The sequence below is a fragment of the Mesorhizobium sp. M0016 genome (assembly GCF_040324035.1).
Classification (GTDB): Bacteria; Pseudomonadota; Alphaproteobacteria; order Rhizobiales; family Rhizobiaceae; genus Mesorhizobium.
Genome location: NZ_JAMYVM010000001.1, coordinates 226,312 through 243,089, shown reverse-complemented (window position 1 = coordinate 243,089; position 16,778 = coordinate 226,312). Strand labels below are relative to the sequence as shown.

Annotated in this window: 16 protein-coding genes; 7 read left to right on the top strand and 9 right to left on the bottom strand. The window is 62.6% G+C overall.

Annotation, left to right across the window (positions count from 1 at the left end):
* Window positions 1–10: 10 nt before the first annotated feature.
* The 6 genes from NKJ88_RS01260 to NKJ88_RS01235 form a co-directional block, all read right to left on the bottom strand.
* Window positions 11–805 carry an ABC transporter permease gene (locus NKJ88_RS01260; protein ID WP_352443408.1) on the bottom strand — a complete coding sequence of 265 codons (795 nt, stop codon included), beginning with the start codon at window positions 803–805 and terminating at the stop codon, window positions 11–13.
* A 1-nt stretch (window position 806) separates the two neighbouring features.
* The gene (locus NKJ88_RS01255) at window positions 807–1,991 is read right to left on the bottom strand and encodes an ABC transporter permease (protein ID WP_352443407.1); all 1,185 of its coding nucleotides are present in this window, start codon (window positions 1,989–1,991) and stop codon (window positions 807–809) included.
* Between the two features lie 55 nt (window positions 1,992–2,046).
* The gene (locus NKJ88_RS01250) at window positions 2,047–3,096 is read right to left on the bottom strand and encodes an ABC transporter substrate-binding protein (protein WP_031239689.1); all 1,050 of its coding nucleotides are present in this window, start codon (window positions 3,094–3,096) and stop codon (window positions 2,047–2,049) included.
* 47 nt (window positions 3,097–3,143) lie between these two features.
* Complete coding sequence (locus NKJ88_RS01245) at window positions 3,144–4,256, bottom strand: ABC transporter ATP-binding protein (RefSeq protein ID WP_352443406.1); 1,113 nt, start codon at window positions 4,254–4,256, stop codon at window positions 3,144–3,146.
* A gap of 98 nt (window positions 4,257–4,354) precedes the next feature.
* Window positions 4,355–5,185 (bottom strand): MoaF C-terminal domain-containing protein, encoded by an 831-nt coding sequence (locus NKJ88_RS01240; RefSeq protein ID WP_352443405.1) that lies wholly within the window; start codon window positions 5,183–5,185, stop codon window positions 4,355–4,357.
* Between the two features lie 59 nt (window positions 5,186–5,244).
* On the bottom strand, window positions 5,245–5,805 hold the full coding sequence (locus NKJ88_RS01235; protein ID WP_352443404.1) for a VOC family protein: 561 nt from the start codon (window positions 5,803–5,805) through the stop codon (window positions 5,245–5,247).
* 320 nt (window positions 5,806–6,125) lie between these two features.
* On the opposite strand from NKJ88_RS01235, the gene NKJ88_RS01230 reads away from it, so the two are divergent.
* From NKJ88_RS01230 to NKJ88_RS01210, 5 genes are all read left to right on the top strand, one after another.
* Window positions 6,126–7,058, top strand: coding sequence for a fumarylacetoacetate hydrolase family protein (locus tag NKJ88_RS01230; RefSeq protein WP_352443403.1), 933 nt, complete (start codon window positions 6,126–6,128; stop codon window positions 7,056–7,058).
* Window positions 7,055–7,468: a carboxymuconolactone decarboxylase family protein gene (locus NKJ88_RS01225; RefSeq protein ID WP_352443402.1), complete on the top strand. Its 414-nt coding sequence runs from the start codon at window positions 7,055–7,057 to the stop codon at window positions 7,466–7,468. The genes NKJ88_RS01230 and NKJ88_RS01225 overlap by 4 nt, the downstream gene beginning before the upstream one ends.
* Window positions 7,465–8,244 (top strand): MoaF C-terminal domain-containing protein, encoded by a 780-nt coding sequence (locus NKJ88_RS01220; RefSeq protein WP_352443401.1) that lies wholly within the window; start codon window positions 7,465–7,467, stop codon window positions 8,242–8,244. Before NKJ88_RS01225 ends, NKJ88_RS01220 begins: the two co-directional genes overlap by 4 nt.
* A 25-nt stretch (window positions 8,245–8,269) precedes the next feature.
* Window positions 8,270–9,742: an aldehyde dehydrogenase family protein gene (locus NKJ88_RS01215; RefSeq protein ID WP_352443400.1), complete on the top strand. Its 1,473-nt coding sequence runs from the start codon at window positions 8,270–8,272 to the stop codon at window positions 9,740–9,742.
* Window positions 9,743–9,938: 196 nt separating this feature from the next.
* Window positions 9,939–10,640 carry an IclR family transcriptional regulator gene (locus tag NKJ88_RS01210; protein ID WP_023833417.1) on the top strand — a complete coding sequence of 234 codons (702 nt, stop codon included), beginning with the start codon at window positions 9,939–9,941 and terminating at the stop codon, window positions 10,638–10,640.
* A gap of 783 nt (window positions 10,641–11,423) precedes the next feature.
* On the opposite strand, the gene NKJ88_RS01205 is transcribed toward NKJ88_RS01210, so the two are convergent.
* Window positions 11,424–12,611 carry an acyltransferase family protein gene (locus NKJ88_RS01205; protein WP_352443399.1) on the bottom strand — a complete coding sequence of 396 codons (1,188 nt, stop codon included), beginning with the start codon at window positions 12,609–12,611 and terminating at the stop codon, window positions 11,424–11,426.
* 593 nt (window positions 12,612–13,204) lie between these two features.
* Here NKJ88_RS01205 and NKJ88_RS01200 point away from each other — a divergent pair.
* Window positions 13,205–14,245, top strand: coding sequence for a LacI family DNA-binding transcriptional regulator (locus NKJ88_RS01200; RefSeq protein ID WP_023763031.1), 1,041 nt, complete (start codon window positions 13,205–13,207; stop codon window positions 14,243–14,245).
* A gap of 44 nt (window positions 14,246–14,289) precedes the next feature.
* Window positions 14,290–14,700 carry a heme-binding protein gene (locus tag NKJ88_RS01195; RefSeq protein ID WP_352443398.1) on the top strand — a complete coding sequence of 137 codons (411 nt, stop codon included), beginning with the start codon at window positions 14,290–14,292 and terminating at the stop codon, window positions 14,698–14,700.
* A 40-nt stretch (window positions 14,701–14,740) separates the two neighbouring features.
* Here the strand turns inward: NKJ88_RS01195 and NKJ88_RS01190 are convergent, their stop codons facing one another.
* Complete coding sequence (locus NKJ88_RS01190) at window positions 14,741–15,772, bottom strand: L-idonate 5-dehydrogenase (RefSeq protein ID WP_352443397.1); 1,032 nt, start codon at window positions 15,770–15,772, stop codon at window positions 14,741–14,743.
* A gap of 14 nt (window positions 15,773–15,786) precedes the next feature.
* A complete protein-coding gene (locus tag NKJ88_RS01185) occupies window positions 15,787–16,707 on the bottom strand; it encodes a 2-hydroxyacid dehydrogenase (RefSeq protein WP_352443538.1) in 921 nt (306 codons plus the stop codon).
* Window positions 16,708–16,778 lie beyond the last annotated feature (71 nt).

Here is a 16,778-nt window from a genome sequence, read left to right as displayed (position 1 = left end):
TAACTCAGGTTCAATGCTTGGCCGACCGGTGTTGAACGAAGTTCAGCAGCAGAAGCAGGCCCGCCGATATGGCGATCAATATGGTGGCGACCGCGAGCACGGTCGGATCGAGGTTTTCGCGCGTGCCGCTCAGCAGCTCTCGCGGCAGGGTCTTCTGGCCAGGCCCGGTGATCATGAGGGCAATCACCACCTCGTCGAAGGAAGCGGCAAAGGCAAAGATGGTACCGGAGACGATGCCGGGCAGGATGAGCGGAATGGTGATCCGGCGGAAGGTCGTTATGGGCGGCGCCCCAAGGCTTTGCGCGGCCCGCAGCAAGCCTTTGTCCAACTGGCTCACCGAAGCGTTGACGGTAACCAGCACAAGCGGGACAGCGATGACGGAATGGGCCAGCACCAGGCCGGTCAGGCTGTTGGCAAGTCCGAGCGGCGCGAAGAAGAAATAGACCCCCACGGCGGTGATGATGACCGGCACGATCATAGGCGAGATCAACAGCGCCATCAGCAGGGATTTGCCAGGCAGGTTGATCCGGTCGAGACCAAGCGCGGCAAGGGTGCCGAGCGGCGTTGCGATGGCGACCGTCGACACTGCCACGATCAGGGAATTACCCACCGCATGGACCCAGCGTGGCGTCGAGATGACGGCTGCGTACCATTTCAGCGACAGGCCCTGGAGCGGATAGGCCAGAATCGAGCCGCCATTGAAGGAGAGCGGCACGATGGCGAAAATCGGCAAAAGCAGGAATCCCAGCACCAGCACGCCGGCGAGCCGGGCACCCCACAGCCAGATGCGCGTACTGTCGAGCATGTCAGATCCCCACCCGCTGCACGCCGACAAGCCGCACGTAGAACGAATACAGGACCACCGTCGCGAACAGCAGAATGCTGGCGAGTGCGGCCGCCAGCCCCCAGTTGAGCGCCTGCAGCGTGTTGTAGGCGATGTAGAAGGGCAGCATCTGGTCGCCCTGACCGCCAAGCAGCAGCGGCGTGACGTAGTATCCCAGCGCCAGGATGAAGACGAGCAGCCCGCCGGCTGATATGCCCGGGAGGATCTGCGGCAGGTAAATCCGGAAGAACGAGTTGAGCGGACCGGCGCCTAGAGATCGCGCCGCCTGCATCTGCGAGCGCGGCAGCGCCTTCATCGAGGCGTAGAGCGGCAGCACCGCGTATGGCAGCAGGATATGGGTCAGCGCGATCAGCACGCCGACGCGGTTGTAGACGAGCTCGAGCGGGGCATCGATGATCCCGAGCCCCATCAGCACCTGGTTGAAGATGCCGTTCTTCTGCAGGATGACCAGCCAGGACGTCGAGCGCACCAGAACCGACGTCCACAATGGCAACAGCAGCGCCAGCATCAGGAAATTGGCCGTCACCTGACCGACACTGGCCAAGAGGTAGGCGGCAGGCAGCGCGAGGACGATGCAGATCGCCGTTGCCGACAGGGCGATCCCGAAGGTCCGCGCCAGCACATTGACATAGATTGCGCTGTCCGGCCCGCCCTGCAGGCCCAGGGCAGATTTGAGGTAGAGACCGGTGAGCGGCCCCTTGGCCCGCGCAAGCGCATGCCAGATATCTGGCTTGCCCCATGCGGCATCGGCTGTAGTCAATGCGGATTTCCAATCGGAAACGGCAGCGCTGTCGCGCGGCAGGGCACGCGCGGTCGATTGGACGATCGTTCGCCACTCGCCTGACTCGTAGCCGAGACGGCGAGCGGCGGTTCCGGCGACCTTTGCGGTGCGCGCATCGACCAGATCCCTGCCCGCCGCCTCGAACACGGCCGCCGGCGGAAGGTCGGCGCCGTCCCAATCTGCCAATACCGCGACCGTTCTGGGCATCACCGCGGCAAGTTCGCGGTCGTCAACCGACAGAAACAGCATACCGGCGAGCGGGATGAAGAACGCGGCAAGGAGAAACAGCGCCAGCGGGGCAACCAGGGCAATGCCCACGGCATTCGCACCGAGCGCCCGTCGCCGCCTTGTTTTCTCGATGGCCATGATCTTTACCTCCGCGGGCCGGCGGCGGACAGGGAGTCCGCCGCCATGCTTGCCGTTACTTCGCCGCCCAGGCGGTGAACCGTTCATTCAGGGCGTCGATGTTCTGCACCCAGAAATTGGCGTCGACGGTGAGGCCGGCGGCAATGTGCTCCGGCGATGTCGGCAGCGTCGTCGCCACATCGGCCGGCAGGGCGGCCTGCGCCGCGACGGAGCCGACGCCGTAGCCTAGCTTGGCTGGCCATTCGACCTGGCGGTCGGTGCGGCCGAGATACTCCAGCAGCTTGACGGCGTTGTCCTTGTTGGGCGAGCCCTTGAGGATGACCCAGGAATCCATGTTGAGGACGTTGCCGCTCCACATGATCTTGAAGTCGCGCTTGTTCTCGGCGTTGGCGCCCCGGATGCGGCCATTGTACGAGGTGGTCATCGCCACCTCGCCCGAACCCAGCAACTGCATCGGCTGGTTGCCCGACGACCACCAGACGATATTGGGCTTGAGTTCGTCGAGCTTCTTGAAAGCCTTGTCCACGCCTTCCTTGGTGCGCAGCGTCTTGTAAACATCGGTCGGTGCGACGCCATCGGCCATCAGCGCGGCCTCGAGGGTGAACTTCGGTCCGTTGCGGAAGGCGCGCTTGCCTGGATACTTCTTGGTGTCCCATACGTCAGCCCATGTTTTCGGGCCATCCTTGAACACCGCGCCATCATAGGCGAGCACGATACTGAAGACGTTGGCGGGAACGCCGCATTCGGTGACGCTTCCGGCGATGTAGCGATCGACGCCGCCAACCGTGGCCGGATCGATGGTCTCGAAGAGACCTTCCTCACAGCCGAGTGCTTCCTCCTCGGCTTCCACCTCAACCACGTCCCAGTTGTTGGCTTCGCCGGCGCCGACCTTGGTGCGCAGAACGCCGATGCCGCCATCCCAGCTGTCTTCCGCGAGCGGAATGCTGGTCTCCTTGCGGAAGGGATCGAAATACACCTCGCGTTGCGCATCCTGGAAGATGCCGCCCGCCGACACGACGGTAAGATCGCGTGCTACGGCGATGCCGGGCAGCGCAATGAATGATGCCAGAAGTGCCGCATGAAGGATTTTGGTTCTTGTTTTCATGATCAGTCCCCTTTCTTGGTTGGTGGTTTTCAAATGCATCGCGAGCGTCATTCGCCGCCTGTAACGGGCAGTGCCCTGCAAAGCGTCTCCGGTATGACGACCCGGATTTCGTCGCCGATGCCGATTTGGCCGGCTTCGGCCCCTGTTGGAAGTTTCAGCGCCATGCGCCCTATGCCGTCGCATTCGACGGCGACGCGGCGTGCGTCGCCGAGGTAGGAGATCTCGGCAACCGTCGCGGCGAATGCGCCTTCGCCGCCGCCGACCTTCACATGCTCGGGCCGGATGCCGACCTTGACGCGATCGCCGATGGCCGACTGTCCCGCGACTTTCATGGTGAGGACGGTCCCTCGATCCAGCCGAATCGCGGCCTGGCCGGCGGCAAGCGCCTCGATCCGCCCGTCGAGCAGGTTGTTCTCGCCAATGAAGGAAGCGACGAAGGGCGTGCACGGCCGTTCGTACAGCAGCTCCGGAGCGTCGATCTGTTCGAGCCGGCCCTTGTTGAAGACCGCGACCCGGTCCGAGAGGTTGAGGGCCTCGGATTGATCGTGGGTGACGAACACCATGGTGATGCCGAGTTGCCGGTGCAGGTGCTTCAGCTCCGCCTGCATATGCTCGCGAAGGTTCTTGTCCAGGGCGCCGAGCGGCTCGTCCAGCAGGATAAGCCGGGGCTTGAAAATGATGGCGCGGGCGAGCGCGACGCGCTGCTGCTGTCCGCCCGACAATTGCGACGGCTTGCGCCCGCCCATGCCGTCGAGATGGACAAGGCTCAGGGCCTTCTCGACCCGCTCGCCGATTTCCGCCTTCGGCACGCGGCGCACGGAGAGCGGAAACGCCAGGTTCTCGGCCACTGTGAGATGCGGGAACAGCGCGTAGTTCTGGAACACCACGCCAATGTCGCGCCTGTGCGCCGGCAAGCCTTCGATGCGCGTGCCGTCCATCGCGATCGTGCCTGATGTCGGGGTGTCGAAGCCCGCCAACAGCATCAGCGAGGTCGTCTTACCCGAACCCGATGGTCCAAGCAGGGTCAAAAACTCGCCGCGCTGGATCTCCAGGTCGATGTCATGCAGAGCCCGGAATGCGCCGTAGTGTTTCGAGACGCCGCTGAAGCGCACGATCGGCGGCGGCGACGGCCCTGTTGTTGTCGTGTCGGACTGAGTCATCTCCAGCGATTCTTTCCAAGGTTCATAACGCGAAAACGGCCTTGCCGTTTCTCGTCGCTCGCTCCGCCTTTCCTGCAGCGCGCCTCAAGGCCGGCGTGCTAGGCAGGAGACCCCGCAGGACCGGGCGGGATGGCCGCGATGATGCTCATCGTCGCGCCCACGGTGCTGTTCCCGGTCCGCCATGTATGAGAATCGGCGCCGAAGACCTTGCCGATGGACCGCATCGTGCTGAGGTCCTCGATAGTGACGGCAAGGCAGGGCAGGAATTTCTCGCGCCAGCAGATCAGATAGACATCGTCGGCCAGCTCGAAGTAATCGGCCTCGTCGAATTCGCCGATACCGGCATCCGGACCATGCCAGCAGTACCAGAAATAGTATTTTGGGTTCACGTAGTAGTGGTCGTAGACGTGCGTATCACTGTACTCGTACCGAAAGAACTTTCCGAACAGCTTCTCGGTGCGCGGGAAATCCGGAAGGGACCGCCCTATTCCGCCTGAACGATAGGTCAGCGTCGGCACGCTCTGCGCGCCGGTCTTCTCGACGCGGGTGAGAAGATTCATGTCTTCGGCCGTGCGATCGGATACCGAGCCTTCGATCAGGAGGGCGGCATTGCGCGCCAGGTCCAGCCAGAGGCTGATCGATCTCATCTCGTCGTTGGCATCGATGAAGTCGACGAAATACATGCCATCGCGGACACGGAAGGCCTGATAGGGCTGCCGCTCATGCCCGCCAGCGCCCGCGGCGCTCCAGGACAGGAATTCCGCCGTGCTGAAAGCAAGGTCGAGCCTACCACCATCATTGAGGGAAATCCCAAAGGATTTGCCGGCGAGATCGGATGTCGGGTCCGGCCTGCCGCCGGAATGGTTCTGCAGGATGTCTCCGATCTGCGGCCAATGGGCGGCGGCGGATGAAACGGCACTGGTGACCATCGGTCTTCCCCATTCTCAATGCACGGCGCCGCCTCTCGGCCGCTCGCGCTGTCCTTTTTTCAGGCTTTATTTGCGGCCCTGGCGGCTGCGGCCATACGCTCGCGATCGCGCTCGAAAGCCTCGAAATCGAAGCTCTCCAGTTCGATCTCCTCGATAGGCGGATACGGACGAGGAATCCCGTCCCAGCCGATCTGGTCGATGCTCCAGTAGAATTCTAGCAGGTTGCCATCGGGATCGCGTCCGTAGAAGCGCGGCTGATTGCCGGGGCCACCCTTGCGCGCATTGACGATGGCGATCCCGCGTTCCTCGAAACGGCGGTACAGCGCCAGCAGATCGTCCGAGCTATTCATCTCAAAGGCAATGTGGTGCAGGCCGAAAGCATGCTGGGCGGGTGGCTCGACTGCATTCCTCAGCGTGAAGATCGAAAGGCAGTGATGCGTGGAGTCGTTTCTGACGAAAGATCCCGACAGCACCGCCACGCCGTGCCCGACCTCATCCATTCCGTAGTTGAACTGCTCGGTCAGCTGCATTCCCAGAACCTCCGTATAGAAGCTCACCGACCGCTCCATATCCCGGACAGCGATCCCCACATGTCCGAGCCGACCAACGCGCAAAGTCATTGTGCTTCCTCTCCTATAATGTGTTCCGATAATCGGACGATTTGTGTTCGTTATTCGAAAACTAGATTAGCTTCGGCCTGACGTCAAGGGGGCTTGCTCGCCGAACGACCGGGGAGGCGGAAAAGCCCTGAAAGCCGAGGAAAACAAGGCCTCAGAGGTCTGTCGGCCTGCTGTCAGCAGGGGTGAGGCATGTTCACGGCCAAGCTTGCGCCGCACCTTGACCGCTTCCACAAAGCTCCCTATGGTACCGAATATCGAACCACAAATGTCCGATATTCGGAATACTTTCGTCGTCATTCCGGCAAACCACAGGGAGCGCAATGACAAAGCTCGTCACATACACATCAGGCGACCGGCCACACCTCGGCGCGGTCCATGGCGACCTGATCATCGATCTCGCCCAGGCAAATAGCGCCTTTCCCCAGGACGTGCCTTCGGGTGAGCGCTGGGCGCTGGACAGCATCGGCTTTCTGGAGGCCGGCGAGGCGGCGTTGACGGCCCTGGGCCGTCTCGTCGAGACCGTGTCGGGATTGGCCGAAACGGATGCGCGCCGAAACGCGATCCTGGTTCAGGCGGCTTCCGTCAGCCTGCTGCCGCCGATCCCCTTCCCGCCCAAGATCATCTGCGTCGGCCGCAACTACGGCAAGCATGCCGAGGAGGCCGGGCGCCCCATCTCCGAAATCCCGATCATCTTCGCCCGTTTCGCCAAGACACTCGTTGCCCCCGGCGGCAAGGTGGTGGTGCCGCGTGTCTCCCATCAACTCGATTGGGAGGGCGAGCTCGCCGTCATCATCGGCAAGAGCGGCCGCTATATTTCGCGACAGGACGCGCTCGACCACGTCGCCGGCTATTCGATCTTCAACGATGTGACCGTGCGCGACTACCAGTTCCGCATCTCGCAATACACGGCGGGCAAGAACTTCGCCCATAGCGGACCGTTTGGTCCCTATCTCGCCTTGCGCGACGAGATCACCGACCCGCATGCGCTGCAGATCACCACGACGCTCAACGGTGAGGTGGTGCAGTCGGGTAATACCAGTGAAATGCTGTTCGATATCCCTGCGATCATCGAACACCTTTCCGAATTCATCGACCTGGAGCCCGGCGACGTCATCCCAATGGGAACGCCGGCCGGCGTGGGGTTCACCCGCAAGCCGCCGCGTTTTCTCACCCATGGAGATGTCATCTCCGTCGAGATCGAGGGCCTCGGCACGCTCAGCAACCCGGTCGTCGATGAAAGGACGCCGGCATGAGCAAATCGGCGCTGTTCGACAAGGGGCTGAAGATCCGCAGGGAAGTTGTCGGCGCGGACTATGTGCAGCGCGCCTTCGACAAAGCGGGCGAATTCGGCCGCGAGTTCCAGGAACTGGTCACCGAATATTGCTGGGGCGCATCCTGGGGGCGAGAGGCGCTCAGCCGGCGCGACCGCAGCCTGCTCAACATCGTTATGCTCGGCATGCTCGGCCGCAACGCCGAGCTTGCGCTGCACCTGCGTGGCGCTCTGCGTAACGGCGTCACCCCAGATGAGATCCGCGACGCCCTGTTCCAGCTCGCGATCTACGCCGGCGTTCCTGCCGGCGTGGAATCCTTCCGCATCGCGCAGGAGGTCCTGGAGAGCCCCGAAACCCACCCCAACGCACCTTCGAAAGGTCAAAAGCCATGAGCCAGATCGCCGAGAACTACAAACGCCTCGACACCGTCACACCGGACAAACTGTTTCCGGGCCATGATGCACTGCGGCTCGACGCGACGCAGTCGCTCGTCGGAACGACGCAGGTTCTGCATTTCGCCGACCGGCCGCCGCTCTCGATGAGCTTCGACGAGAAGACCGTGCGCTGGACGTCAGAGCCGGCCGCCAACGTCGCCTATCCGGTCGGCGAGGCGAGCTACGAAGCGATCGAAGTGCGGCAAGGGTTGCTGGCTGCGACGATCAATCATCCGCAGAGCAACTCCAACGACATGGTCGTTTTCGATCTTGCCGGCAAACGCGCGGTGATCGTTCACTCGGTGATGATGGCAGGCACCTCAACGGTGGCCGAACGCAGCCTCATCATCGAGGCCGGCATCGACGGCGAGATCGGCGAGCGCTTCGAGCCGACCAAGGAGTTGGTCGGCAAGCGCATCCACTGGACCTACGGCCCGACCCATTTCTTCGAGCATATCTATATCGAACCGGAACTCTATGTCTGGCACGGCATCATCGGGCCGGAGGCCGGAATGGGCGCGGTGGAACCGACTTCCGTGCGCAAGATCGCCGAAAAACTCTATCTGTTCACCTGGTCCGACCGCGCCACGCCTTTCAACGGCGCCCTGGTGATCGACCTCAACGCGGCACCGAAATCGGCCGGCCGGCTGGTCGGCTGGGATGCTGACACACGTCTCATCAGCCAGGTCATCGTCGGCGCCACCGGCGTCTTGGTCAACGAGACCATGTATTGACGTCGCCGTTGCCGGGAGGAAGCGCATGAGCGGACTAAGTGAAACGGCGAGGCGGTTGCCGCGTACCGAACTCCATATCGGTGGACGGTGGCGGGCGGCGGCGGATGGCGCGGTTCACCCCATCATCAATCCCGGCAACGGCCAGCCGCTCGGAGCCCTGAGCATGGCCACGTCGGTTGACGTATCCGCCGCCGTGGTCGCGGCGCGCACGCAGTTCGAGACAGGCGCGTGGTCTCGGCTGTCGGGAGCCGATCGCGGCAGATTGCTGTGGCGGCTGGCCGACCTTGTCGAGGCCAACCGCGAGAACCTCGCTTATTTGGAAGCCATCGACATCGGGCGTCCCTATTTCGAGCCGTTCATGTTTGAGATCCCACTCGCCGCCGACACCTTCCGTCATTTCGCCGGCTGGGCCGACAAGATCGGCGGCAGCACCTTCGACCTGCCTGACTTCGATGGCCGGCAGCGCCATTCCTACACGCTGCGCCAGCCGATCGGCGTGGTCGGCGCGATCACGCCCTGGAATGCGCCGACGATGATCGCGTCGTGGAAGCTGGGGCCGGCGCTCGCCGCCGGCAACACCGTGGTCATCAAGCCGGCCGAGGATGCTTCGCTGAGCACCATCCGGCTGGTCGAATTGATCGAAGAGGCGGGCTTCCCGGCTGGTGTCGTCAATCTGGTGACCGGCAGCGGTGCGGTCGCCGGCGACGCGCTGGTGCGGCATCCCGGCATAGACAAGATCTCCTTCACAGGCAGCCCCGGCGTCGGCCGGCGGATCGCCGCAATCGCCTCGGAAGCCCTGAAAAAAGTCACGCTCGAACTCGGCGGCAAGTCGCCCCAGATCGTGTGCCGTGACGCCGATCTCGATCGTGTCATCCCAGGCGCGTCGATCTCGATGTTCGCCAATCAGGGGCAGACCTGCGCATCTGGGAGCCGTGTGCTTGTCCACGAGGCGATCGCCGACGAAGTGACCGAGCGACTGGTCGCGGCGGCGCAGAGCGTCGTCGTCGGCGATCCTTTCGCGCTGGACACGCAGATGGGATCACTTGTCAGCGAAAGGCAACTCGAACGGGTCGATGGGTATGTGAGGAAGGGCAAGGCCGAAGGCGCCCGCCTGCTGACCGGCGGCAGCCGCATTGACCGTCCCGGCTCTTTCTACGCGCCCACTCTGTTTGCCGGCGACAACGACCTGACCATCGCGCGCGAGGAGATATTCGGGCCGGTTGGGACCATCATCCGCTTCCGCGACAATGAAGAGGCCCTGCAGCTCGCCAATCAGACGGATTACGGCCTGACCTCGGTCGTCTGGACGCGAGACCTTGCTACCGCCAACCGGTTTGCGCGGCAGCTCAAAACGGGCTCGGTCTGGGTCAACGCCTGGGGTCCGCCGCACCCGGCCCTGCCTTGGCTTGGCGTCAAGACCAGCGGGCTTGGGTCGGAGCTCGGTTGGTCCGGCGTTCTCGCCAATACGGTCGAGAAAACGGTGTCGGTCATTTCATGAGGCGGCGCGCCACCGCCGCGAGTGAGCGCGACGAGTGGCATATTGAAGGCTTTCGAGGTTCAGACTAGTCTCGATTATCGGACGATCGTAGTCCGATAATACATGAGTCTGTTGCAAGCGATCGCGGCTCGGCGCCGTGGCGCGACGATGGACGTGACCGACACATGATTTGCCCCGGACGATTGGAGTACCCCCCTTGGCTGAGATATCGCTGACCGGCGACCAGATGCTCACAGTCCTCGAAGCCGTCGCGAAGAAGGGTCCCGTCAGCGCGGCCGATGTCGCGCGTGGCTGCGACATCAACCGGACCGTGGCCTATCGGCTACTCGTCACGCTCGAGCAGCGGGCTTACGTCCGCCGCGGCCATGACGGCTACATGCTGGGCAGCGCGGTCAACGAGCTGGTCCGCCAGCTCGACCGCGACATTTCAGCCATAGCCCGGCCGCTGATGGGCACATTGGCAAATGCCGTTGGCGAAACGGTGGTGCTGCATTTCCTCAACAAGGACGAGGCAGTGGTGACCGAGCAAGCGCTGGGCAACAGGCATCTCGTTCGTGTGCAGCACGTTCCGGGCTCGCGTCACCCGCTCCACCTTGGCGCCAGCGGTTGGGCGATGCTCGCCTTCCAAGATCAGAAGACGATTGCCCGCATCGTCAAGAAAGCCGCCGATCCCGTTGTCGCCCTGGAACGTATCGAGCAGACCCGGCGCGACGGCTACGCGATTTCGCATGACGAACTCCAGATGGGGGTGCATGGCGTCGCGGCCCCGCTGATCGAGCCGGACGGCCGCTGCAACGCCAGCCTAGGCATATTGGTGCCGAGCACCAGGGCCGACACGCTACCGGCCCTGACGCCAAAGCTTCTTGAACTAGCCGCCAATGTTACCAGCCACTTGTAGTTCCCGCAGCTACACCGTTGAACCGCGTTCAACTACTCGAACACGACCGTTCGGGCAGGCGTCCTTTGACCGCTTACGGGAATTCGCAAGCACCGGTGGGAATGGCCGGCATTGGGCGCATCGCTGCCTTTCGTCGAACGTGCCCGCACTGGTCCACCAACGCGAAAGTTGCATGTCACAGGAGCGCTCAACTCTCGGCAATACGAAGGCCGGCCGCTCTCCACCCAGACGCGGCGGGCTTTTGCTTTGCAGATGCCAGGACCCGGTCGAGGGCTGGCGCAATCCATTGATCAGAAGGCTACAGCAGGATGTGCGCCTTGTGCGCGATCAGACCAGCCAAGATGATTATCACCGCCAAGATCACTGCCCATGAAGAGGTTGCGGGCGACAAGCGCCTTTCTTCCCGCGTACCGCTTCATCTCGCCAGCGCTTAGCCTGGTCAGCCCCTATGTTCATCTTGACCATCGGTTCGGTTGCCTTATCGACCACAACAGGGAAGCGCCGCGACATTGCGCCAGCGCAGGGTAAGGGTTTGCCTGCCCGTTCTGGCTGAGTCGGCGCACTGTCTTAAGCTGAACTTCGGAAAAATTTCGTCACAGCGACAGTTGACGATAAGCTGATCTGGCCCTGTCTCGTTCTCGTGGCCTCGCGCTTGTCGCCAATTAGATCTACACAAGAATATCCGGTCCCTGCTGCGGCATCGGCTTTCAACTCGCCGCACACAAGAGGGCGCGACACAGTCGTAGGTGAAATTCAATCTAGGGAACTGGCTGGCTTTGCGCCCTACTCCGCCGGGGTCTTCTCCAGCGCCGGCGCGCCGCTCTTTCGGCCAAAGCGCTGGACGACGAAGCGGCCCGCCTTCTGGCCGGGGACCTCGATCAGAGTGTAGGTGATCCAGGACAGCAACGTCACCGTCGGCAGCACAACGGCAACGACGATGGCGAAGCGCAGCGGCGGCGACAGTTCGTGGCCGAACTCACTGATGACGAACGCCGCGACGGGCTGCAGCACCAGCAGATGGATCAGGTAGATGCTGAAGGAAAGCTCGCCCATCAGGTGGAAGAACCGGTTGCTGAGCGTCACGGCGATCGCTCGCGCCAGTGTTCCCGCCCTTCCAGGCAGCATGCGGTAGAGAACCAGCGCAAAGAAGCCCGCCACCAGCGCTTCGCGCACCAGAAGCTTGCCCAGCCCCTGGTCGCCGCCAAAGGGCAGCGCCGCCAAAAGCATGGCCAATGCCAGATAGCGGAACGGCCTCGGTCGGGTTTGATGCACGACTCCGGCCAGCAGCATCCCGCACAGGAATATCTGCACCTTCAGCGGCAGAAAGGACGGCATCGGAAAATGGATCGACAACAGCCGCATCGCAAACACGATGACGCAGCCGGCCGCCGCGACCACAAGGGCGCTCCTGATCCAGTCCAGCCTGCGCACCAGCAGCATGACGGCCGGGAACACGGCATAGAACTGCATCTCCAGCCCCAGGCTCCAGTCAGGCAGCGGCGTGCGATAGGCGAGGTTCGGCACCAGCCCAAACAGGAACGTGAGATGAGCGACGATGTTCTTCAGGCTGCCGTCGAGGTAGCGTTCCGGCGCCTGGTGCGATCTGGAGAGGAAATCGTCGATGATGATCCTGCAATCGTAGAGATAGGGGCCAAGCGCCAGCGCCAGGAAAAGCATGACATAGAACAGCGGCGCGATCCTGAAATAGCGGCGCGTCCAGAATTTCAGCCAGGTTTCCGGTCTTTGCCAAGGCTCCTTTTCCTGGCGCAGCTGATAGTGGAACACCATCAGGAAGCCGGACAGCATGATGAACAGGTCGACGCCGAGATCCGGCTCGCCGACGATCGGAATTTGCCAGCCGGTCAAAAGCATGCAGTGCCCGACCAGCACCCAGATCGCCGCAAGCGCGCGAAGCCCGTCCAGGCATTCGATGCGCGAAGACTTGATGATGCTGGTTTCGTAGCTAGCCATGTTGCACTGCAGCATGGCGCCTGAGGAGCGATTGTCAACCCGGTGAGCGATGACGAATTGCGGTTACGAGTGCTGGACCGACCCTCGTATCGCCGCGCTCCATAAGTGGGTTTCGGACGAGGCCACGTGGCCCTGAAGGCCGGGACGGTCAGCCGCGCCAAACGGCGACAATTGGGCGCACTGCTGCTCGACAGCTTGTGAGCCGTGTTTGGACGGCTCTCCGTTAGCCAGGGTCCTATTTGAGCGCTCTGCTTTTGGGATTCCGCTGGGGCCAGCTCAAAGACCTATCTGAGGCGCGAAGCTGACGCCACCGGCGAATTTGAACCGAATACCCCATCATCCTATGTTCATGATTTGTGCTTCGAAAGTCGCATAAATGGCAGTCTGGAATTGGGAGGGAAATCTCCAGAGGCCGAAACCCAAGGCGGACATGACGGCTGTTGCCAGCTCGCGGTGATATCGATAACATCTCGAAGTCGACCCGATTCTGAGAGGTGGTGCATGGACGCGGCCGGACGCCAGACAAACCCCGTGACTGAGTGTCTGGCGCTTACCTCTGTCAGGCCGGCGCGGCCGGCCGATAGAGAGCGCTGATGGCCAAGGCAGCCTCATCGAAACCGAGCGAGAGCTACGCTCCGACGATGGTCGACGTGGCGCTGCGGGCGGGTGTGTCGACCATGACGGTTTCGCGGGCCCTGAAGGAAGGCGGTCGCGTTTCCAAGGCGACGCGGGAAAAGATCATGGTCGCGGTCAACGACCTCGGCTATGTGCTTGACCAGTCGGCCGGCAGCCTTTCCTCGCGCAAGACTGGATTTGTTGCCGCGATGGTTCCGTCACTCAACAACTCCAACTTCGCCGACACGGCGCGCGGCATTACGGATGAACTGGAGAGCACGGGGCTCCAGCTTCTCCTCGGCTACACCGACTATACGGTCGAGAAGGAGGAAAAGCTCATCGAAGCGATGCTCCGTCGGCGGCCGGAAGGCATCATCCTGACCGGCGGCGCTCACACGGATCGCGCCCGCCGCCTTTTGAAAAGCGCCGGCATTCCAGTGGTCGAAACCTGGGAGTTGCCGGTAAAGCCGATCGATCAAGTGGTTGGTTTCTCCAACGAGGAGGCGATGGGGCTTCTCGTCAAGACGCTCGCCAGGAAGGGTTACCGAAAATTCGGTTACATCGGTGGCACGACCTCGCGCGACACGCGCGGCAGCCAGCGGCGCGAAGGCTTTGTCAGAGCCATCGAGGAGCTCGGCCTGCCGACCGGGCGCCTCGTTTCCTTTGGCGTGCCGCCGATATCCATCGAGCAGGGCGGCCAGGCCGTCGTCAGCATGCTGGAGCGTTGGCCGGACACGCAAGCCGTACTCTGCGTTTCGGACCTTTCGGCCTTCGGCGCACTGATGGAATGCAAGCGCCGGGGCATGCGGATCCCGCAGGACATCGCAATTGCCGGCTTCGGCGACTACGAGGTAGCCGCCTTTTGCCATCCCGGCATCACCACCGTGAATGTCGACTGCTACGGGATCGGGCAACAGGCCGCCCGCAGATTGATCCAGGTGATCCGAGGCGACGAGAAACGACACGGCCAAGAAATCGTGCTCACCGGCTATCGCGTCGTCGAGCGCGAAAGCACCTGAGTTCTTTCATCGATTCAAACGCAGCGAAGGGCAGCCCAATAGCGATGTTTCGCGAGACCATCAGCCTCACACATGACGGCGCCTTGAAAGCCGTCGCTGCCGGGGCCGCGCGCTGTGACGATGGGCGTGCCGCAATGTCTTGTGGTCGTCGATGCGAGCGGCGAGACCTCGCCAGCCTGCATATGGACGGCGCACGGTTCCTGAGCCTGCACACCGCGTGGGCCAAGGCGCGCACGGCGGCGTCGATTAACGCTGCCACCGGCGACATGGCGCCCGAAGCAGCAACCTTGGCCGGGATCGCTTCACAAGGCGGCGTCACCAATCTGCCTGGCGGCCTGCCGATCCGCTTCGATGGCCGCCTTGCGGGCGGCATTGGTGTCGGTTCGGGAACCGGCGAGCAGGATTTCGACGTGGCACGCGCCGCGCTGGCGGCGATCGGCGCCGACGCGATTTAAGGCAATGTGCCGATGCGCCTCCGGCGCAACCGAAGCATATTCAGAACGCGATCTGAACCTTCATGGATTTGCTTCGGTCACCGGCGATGTCGAAAGCCGCGACCGCCTCGTCGAGAGGATAGATGCCCGTCAGTAGCGGTTTGACATCCACCCGGCTGCGATTGATCAGGTCGACGGCGAGCGCAAACTCCTCGTGGAAACGGAAAGTGCCCCGCATCTCGATCTCTTTCGCGACGATGAGGTTCTGCGGGATCGACAGATCGCCGCCGAGACCGAGCTGCACGAGCACGCCGCGCGGCTTCAGGACATCGAGCCCTGCACGCACCGCGCGTTCATTGCCGGATGCCTCGAACATGATGTCGAAACTACCCTTGTCGACATTGTAGGCGGCTAGCTTTTCGCTGTTGGTCGCGACGTTGATGGTGCGATCGGCGCCGATCTCCAGGGCCTTCGCCAGCACGCCCTCCATGACATCGGTGGCGACGATTTCGCGCGCACCGTGGGCCCGTGCGGCGAGGATGCAAAGCGCGCCGATCGGCCCGCTGCCGGTGACCAGAACCCGCTTGCCGAGCAGCGAGCCGGCGCGATTCATGCCATGCAGGGTCACCGCAAAAGGCTCGGCGAAAGCGGCTTCATTGATGGAAACGTGGTCGGCTATTTTGTGGCACTGCCACGCCTCGGCGATCAGGCGCTGGCGGAACGCACCCTGGATGTGCGGCATCGGCATGGCGCTGCCATAGAAGCGCATGTTGAGGCATTGGTTCTGCATGCCTTGCAGGCAGTAGCGGCAGGCATTGCATGGTCGGCTGGGCGAGATCGCGACGCGATCGCCGACAACAAGTGTCGAAACACCGCCGCCGATGGCCTTCACTGTGCCGGCAACTTCGTGGCCGAGGATCATCGGTTCGCGCAGGCGGATCGCGCCGAAGCCGCCATGATTGTAGTAGTGCAGGTCCGAGCCGCAGATGCCGCCGGCTTCCACCGCGATCTCGACCTGTCCGTAGCCAGGGGAGCCCGGATCGGTCTCCTCGACCCGCAGGTCTTTTGCCGCATGGATGACGATCGACTTCATGATGGGATCCTTTCTCAGACGACCGGTGTCAGCAAGGTCTGTCCACCGAAATGGGCGGCGAGATTATCGCGGACGAGCTGACCCATGGCCTCGCGGGTCTCCACCGTGCCGCTGGCGTGGTGCGGTTGCAGCACGACATTGGTAAGCTTCAGGAAGCGCTCGTCGATGGTTGGCTCGTTCCAGAACACGTCGAGCCCGGCACCCTTTATGGCGCTGGATTCCAGGGCCGCGAGCAACGCCGTCTCGTCAATCGTGCTGCCGCGCGAAATGTTTATGACGATACCGTCCGCTCCGAGCGCTGCCAGGATCGACGCATTAATCATGTGTTTCGTGCTTTCGCCGCCGGCGAGCGTTACGATCAGAAATTGGCTGTCGCGCGCCAGTTCAAGCAGATCGCCGACGAACCTGTAAGGAAGGTCGTCGCGCTTGCGGGTGTCGAAATAGGAAATTGTACAGTCGAAGGCAGCGGCGCGCTTCGCCACCGCCGCACCGACGCGGCCCATGCCGACAATGCCCAGCCTTTTCCCACAGACACGCGTGACCAGCCCCATATTGCCCTTGCGCCAGCTTCCATCGCGTACATAGGCATCGGCCTGCGGGATTTTTCGCGCCACGGCGAGCAGCAGCCCGATGCCGATATCGGCTACGTCCTCGGTTAGAACATCAGGTGTATTGGTGACACGAATGCCGTTCGCCCTGGCGTACGCAAGGTCGATGGCGTCGGTGCCGACGCCGTAGCAGGAAACGATTTCGAGCTGCGGCAGCTTCGCCATCAGCGCAGCACTTGCGCCAAGCTCGCCGCGCGTAGCGATCGCGCGGATCGCGCCGGAGTGGCTTGAGAACAGTGCGTCCTTGTCCTCGGCCCGCCAAAGTTTGTGGACGCGATATTTCGCCTCAAGATCTGCCATGTCCCAATCCGGATAGGGACCTGTCATCAAAATGTCGGTCACGGCGTCATCTCCTGTGCATTTTTCCAATTGACTATGTTATCGATAACATTCATGTC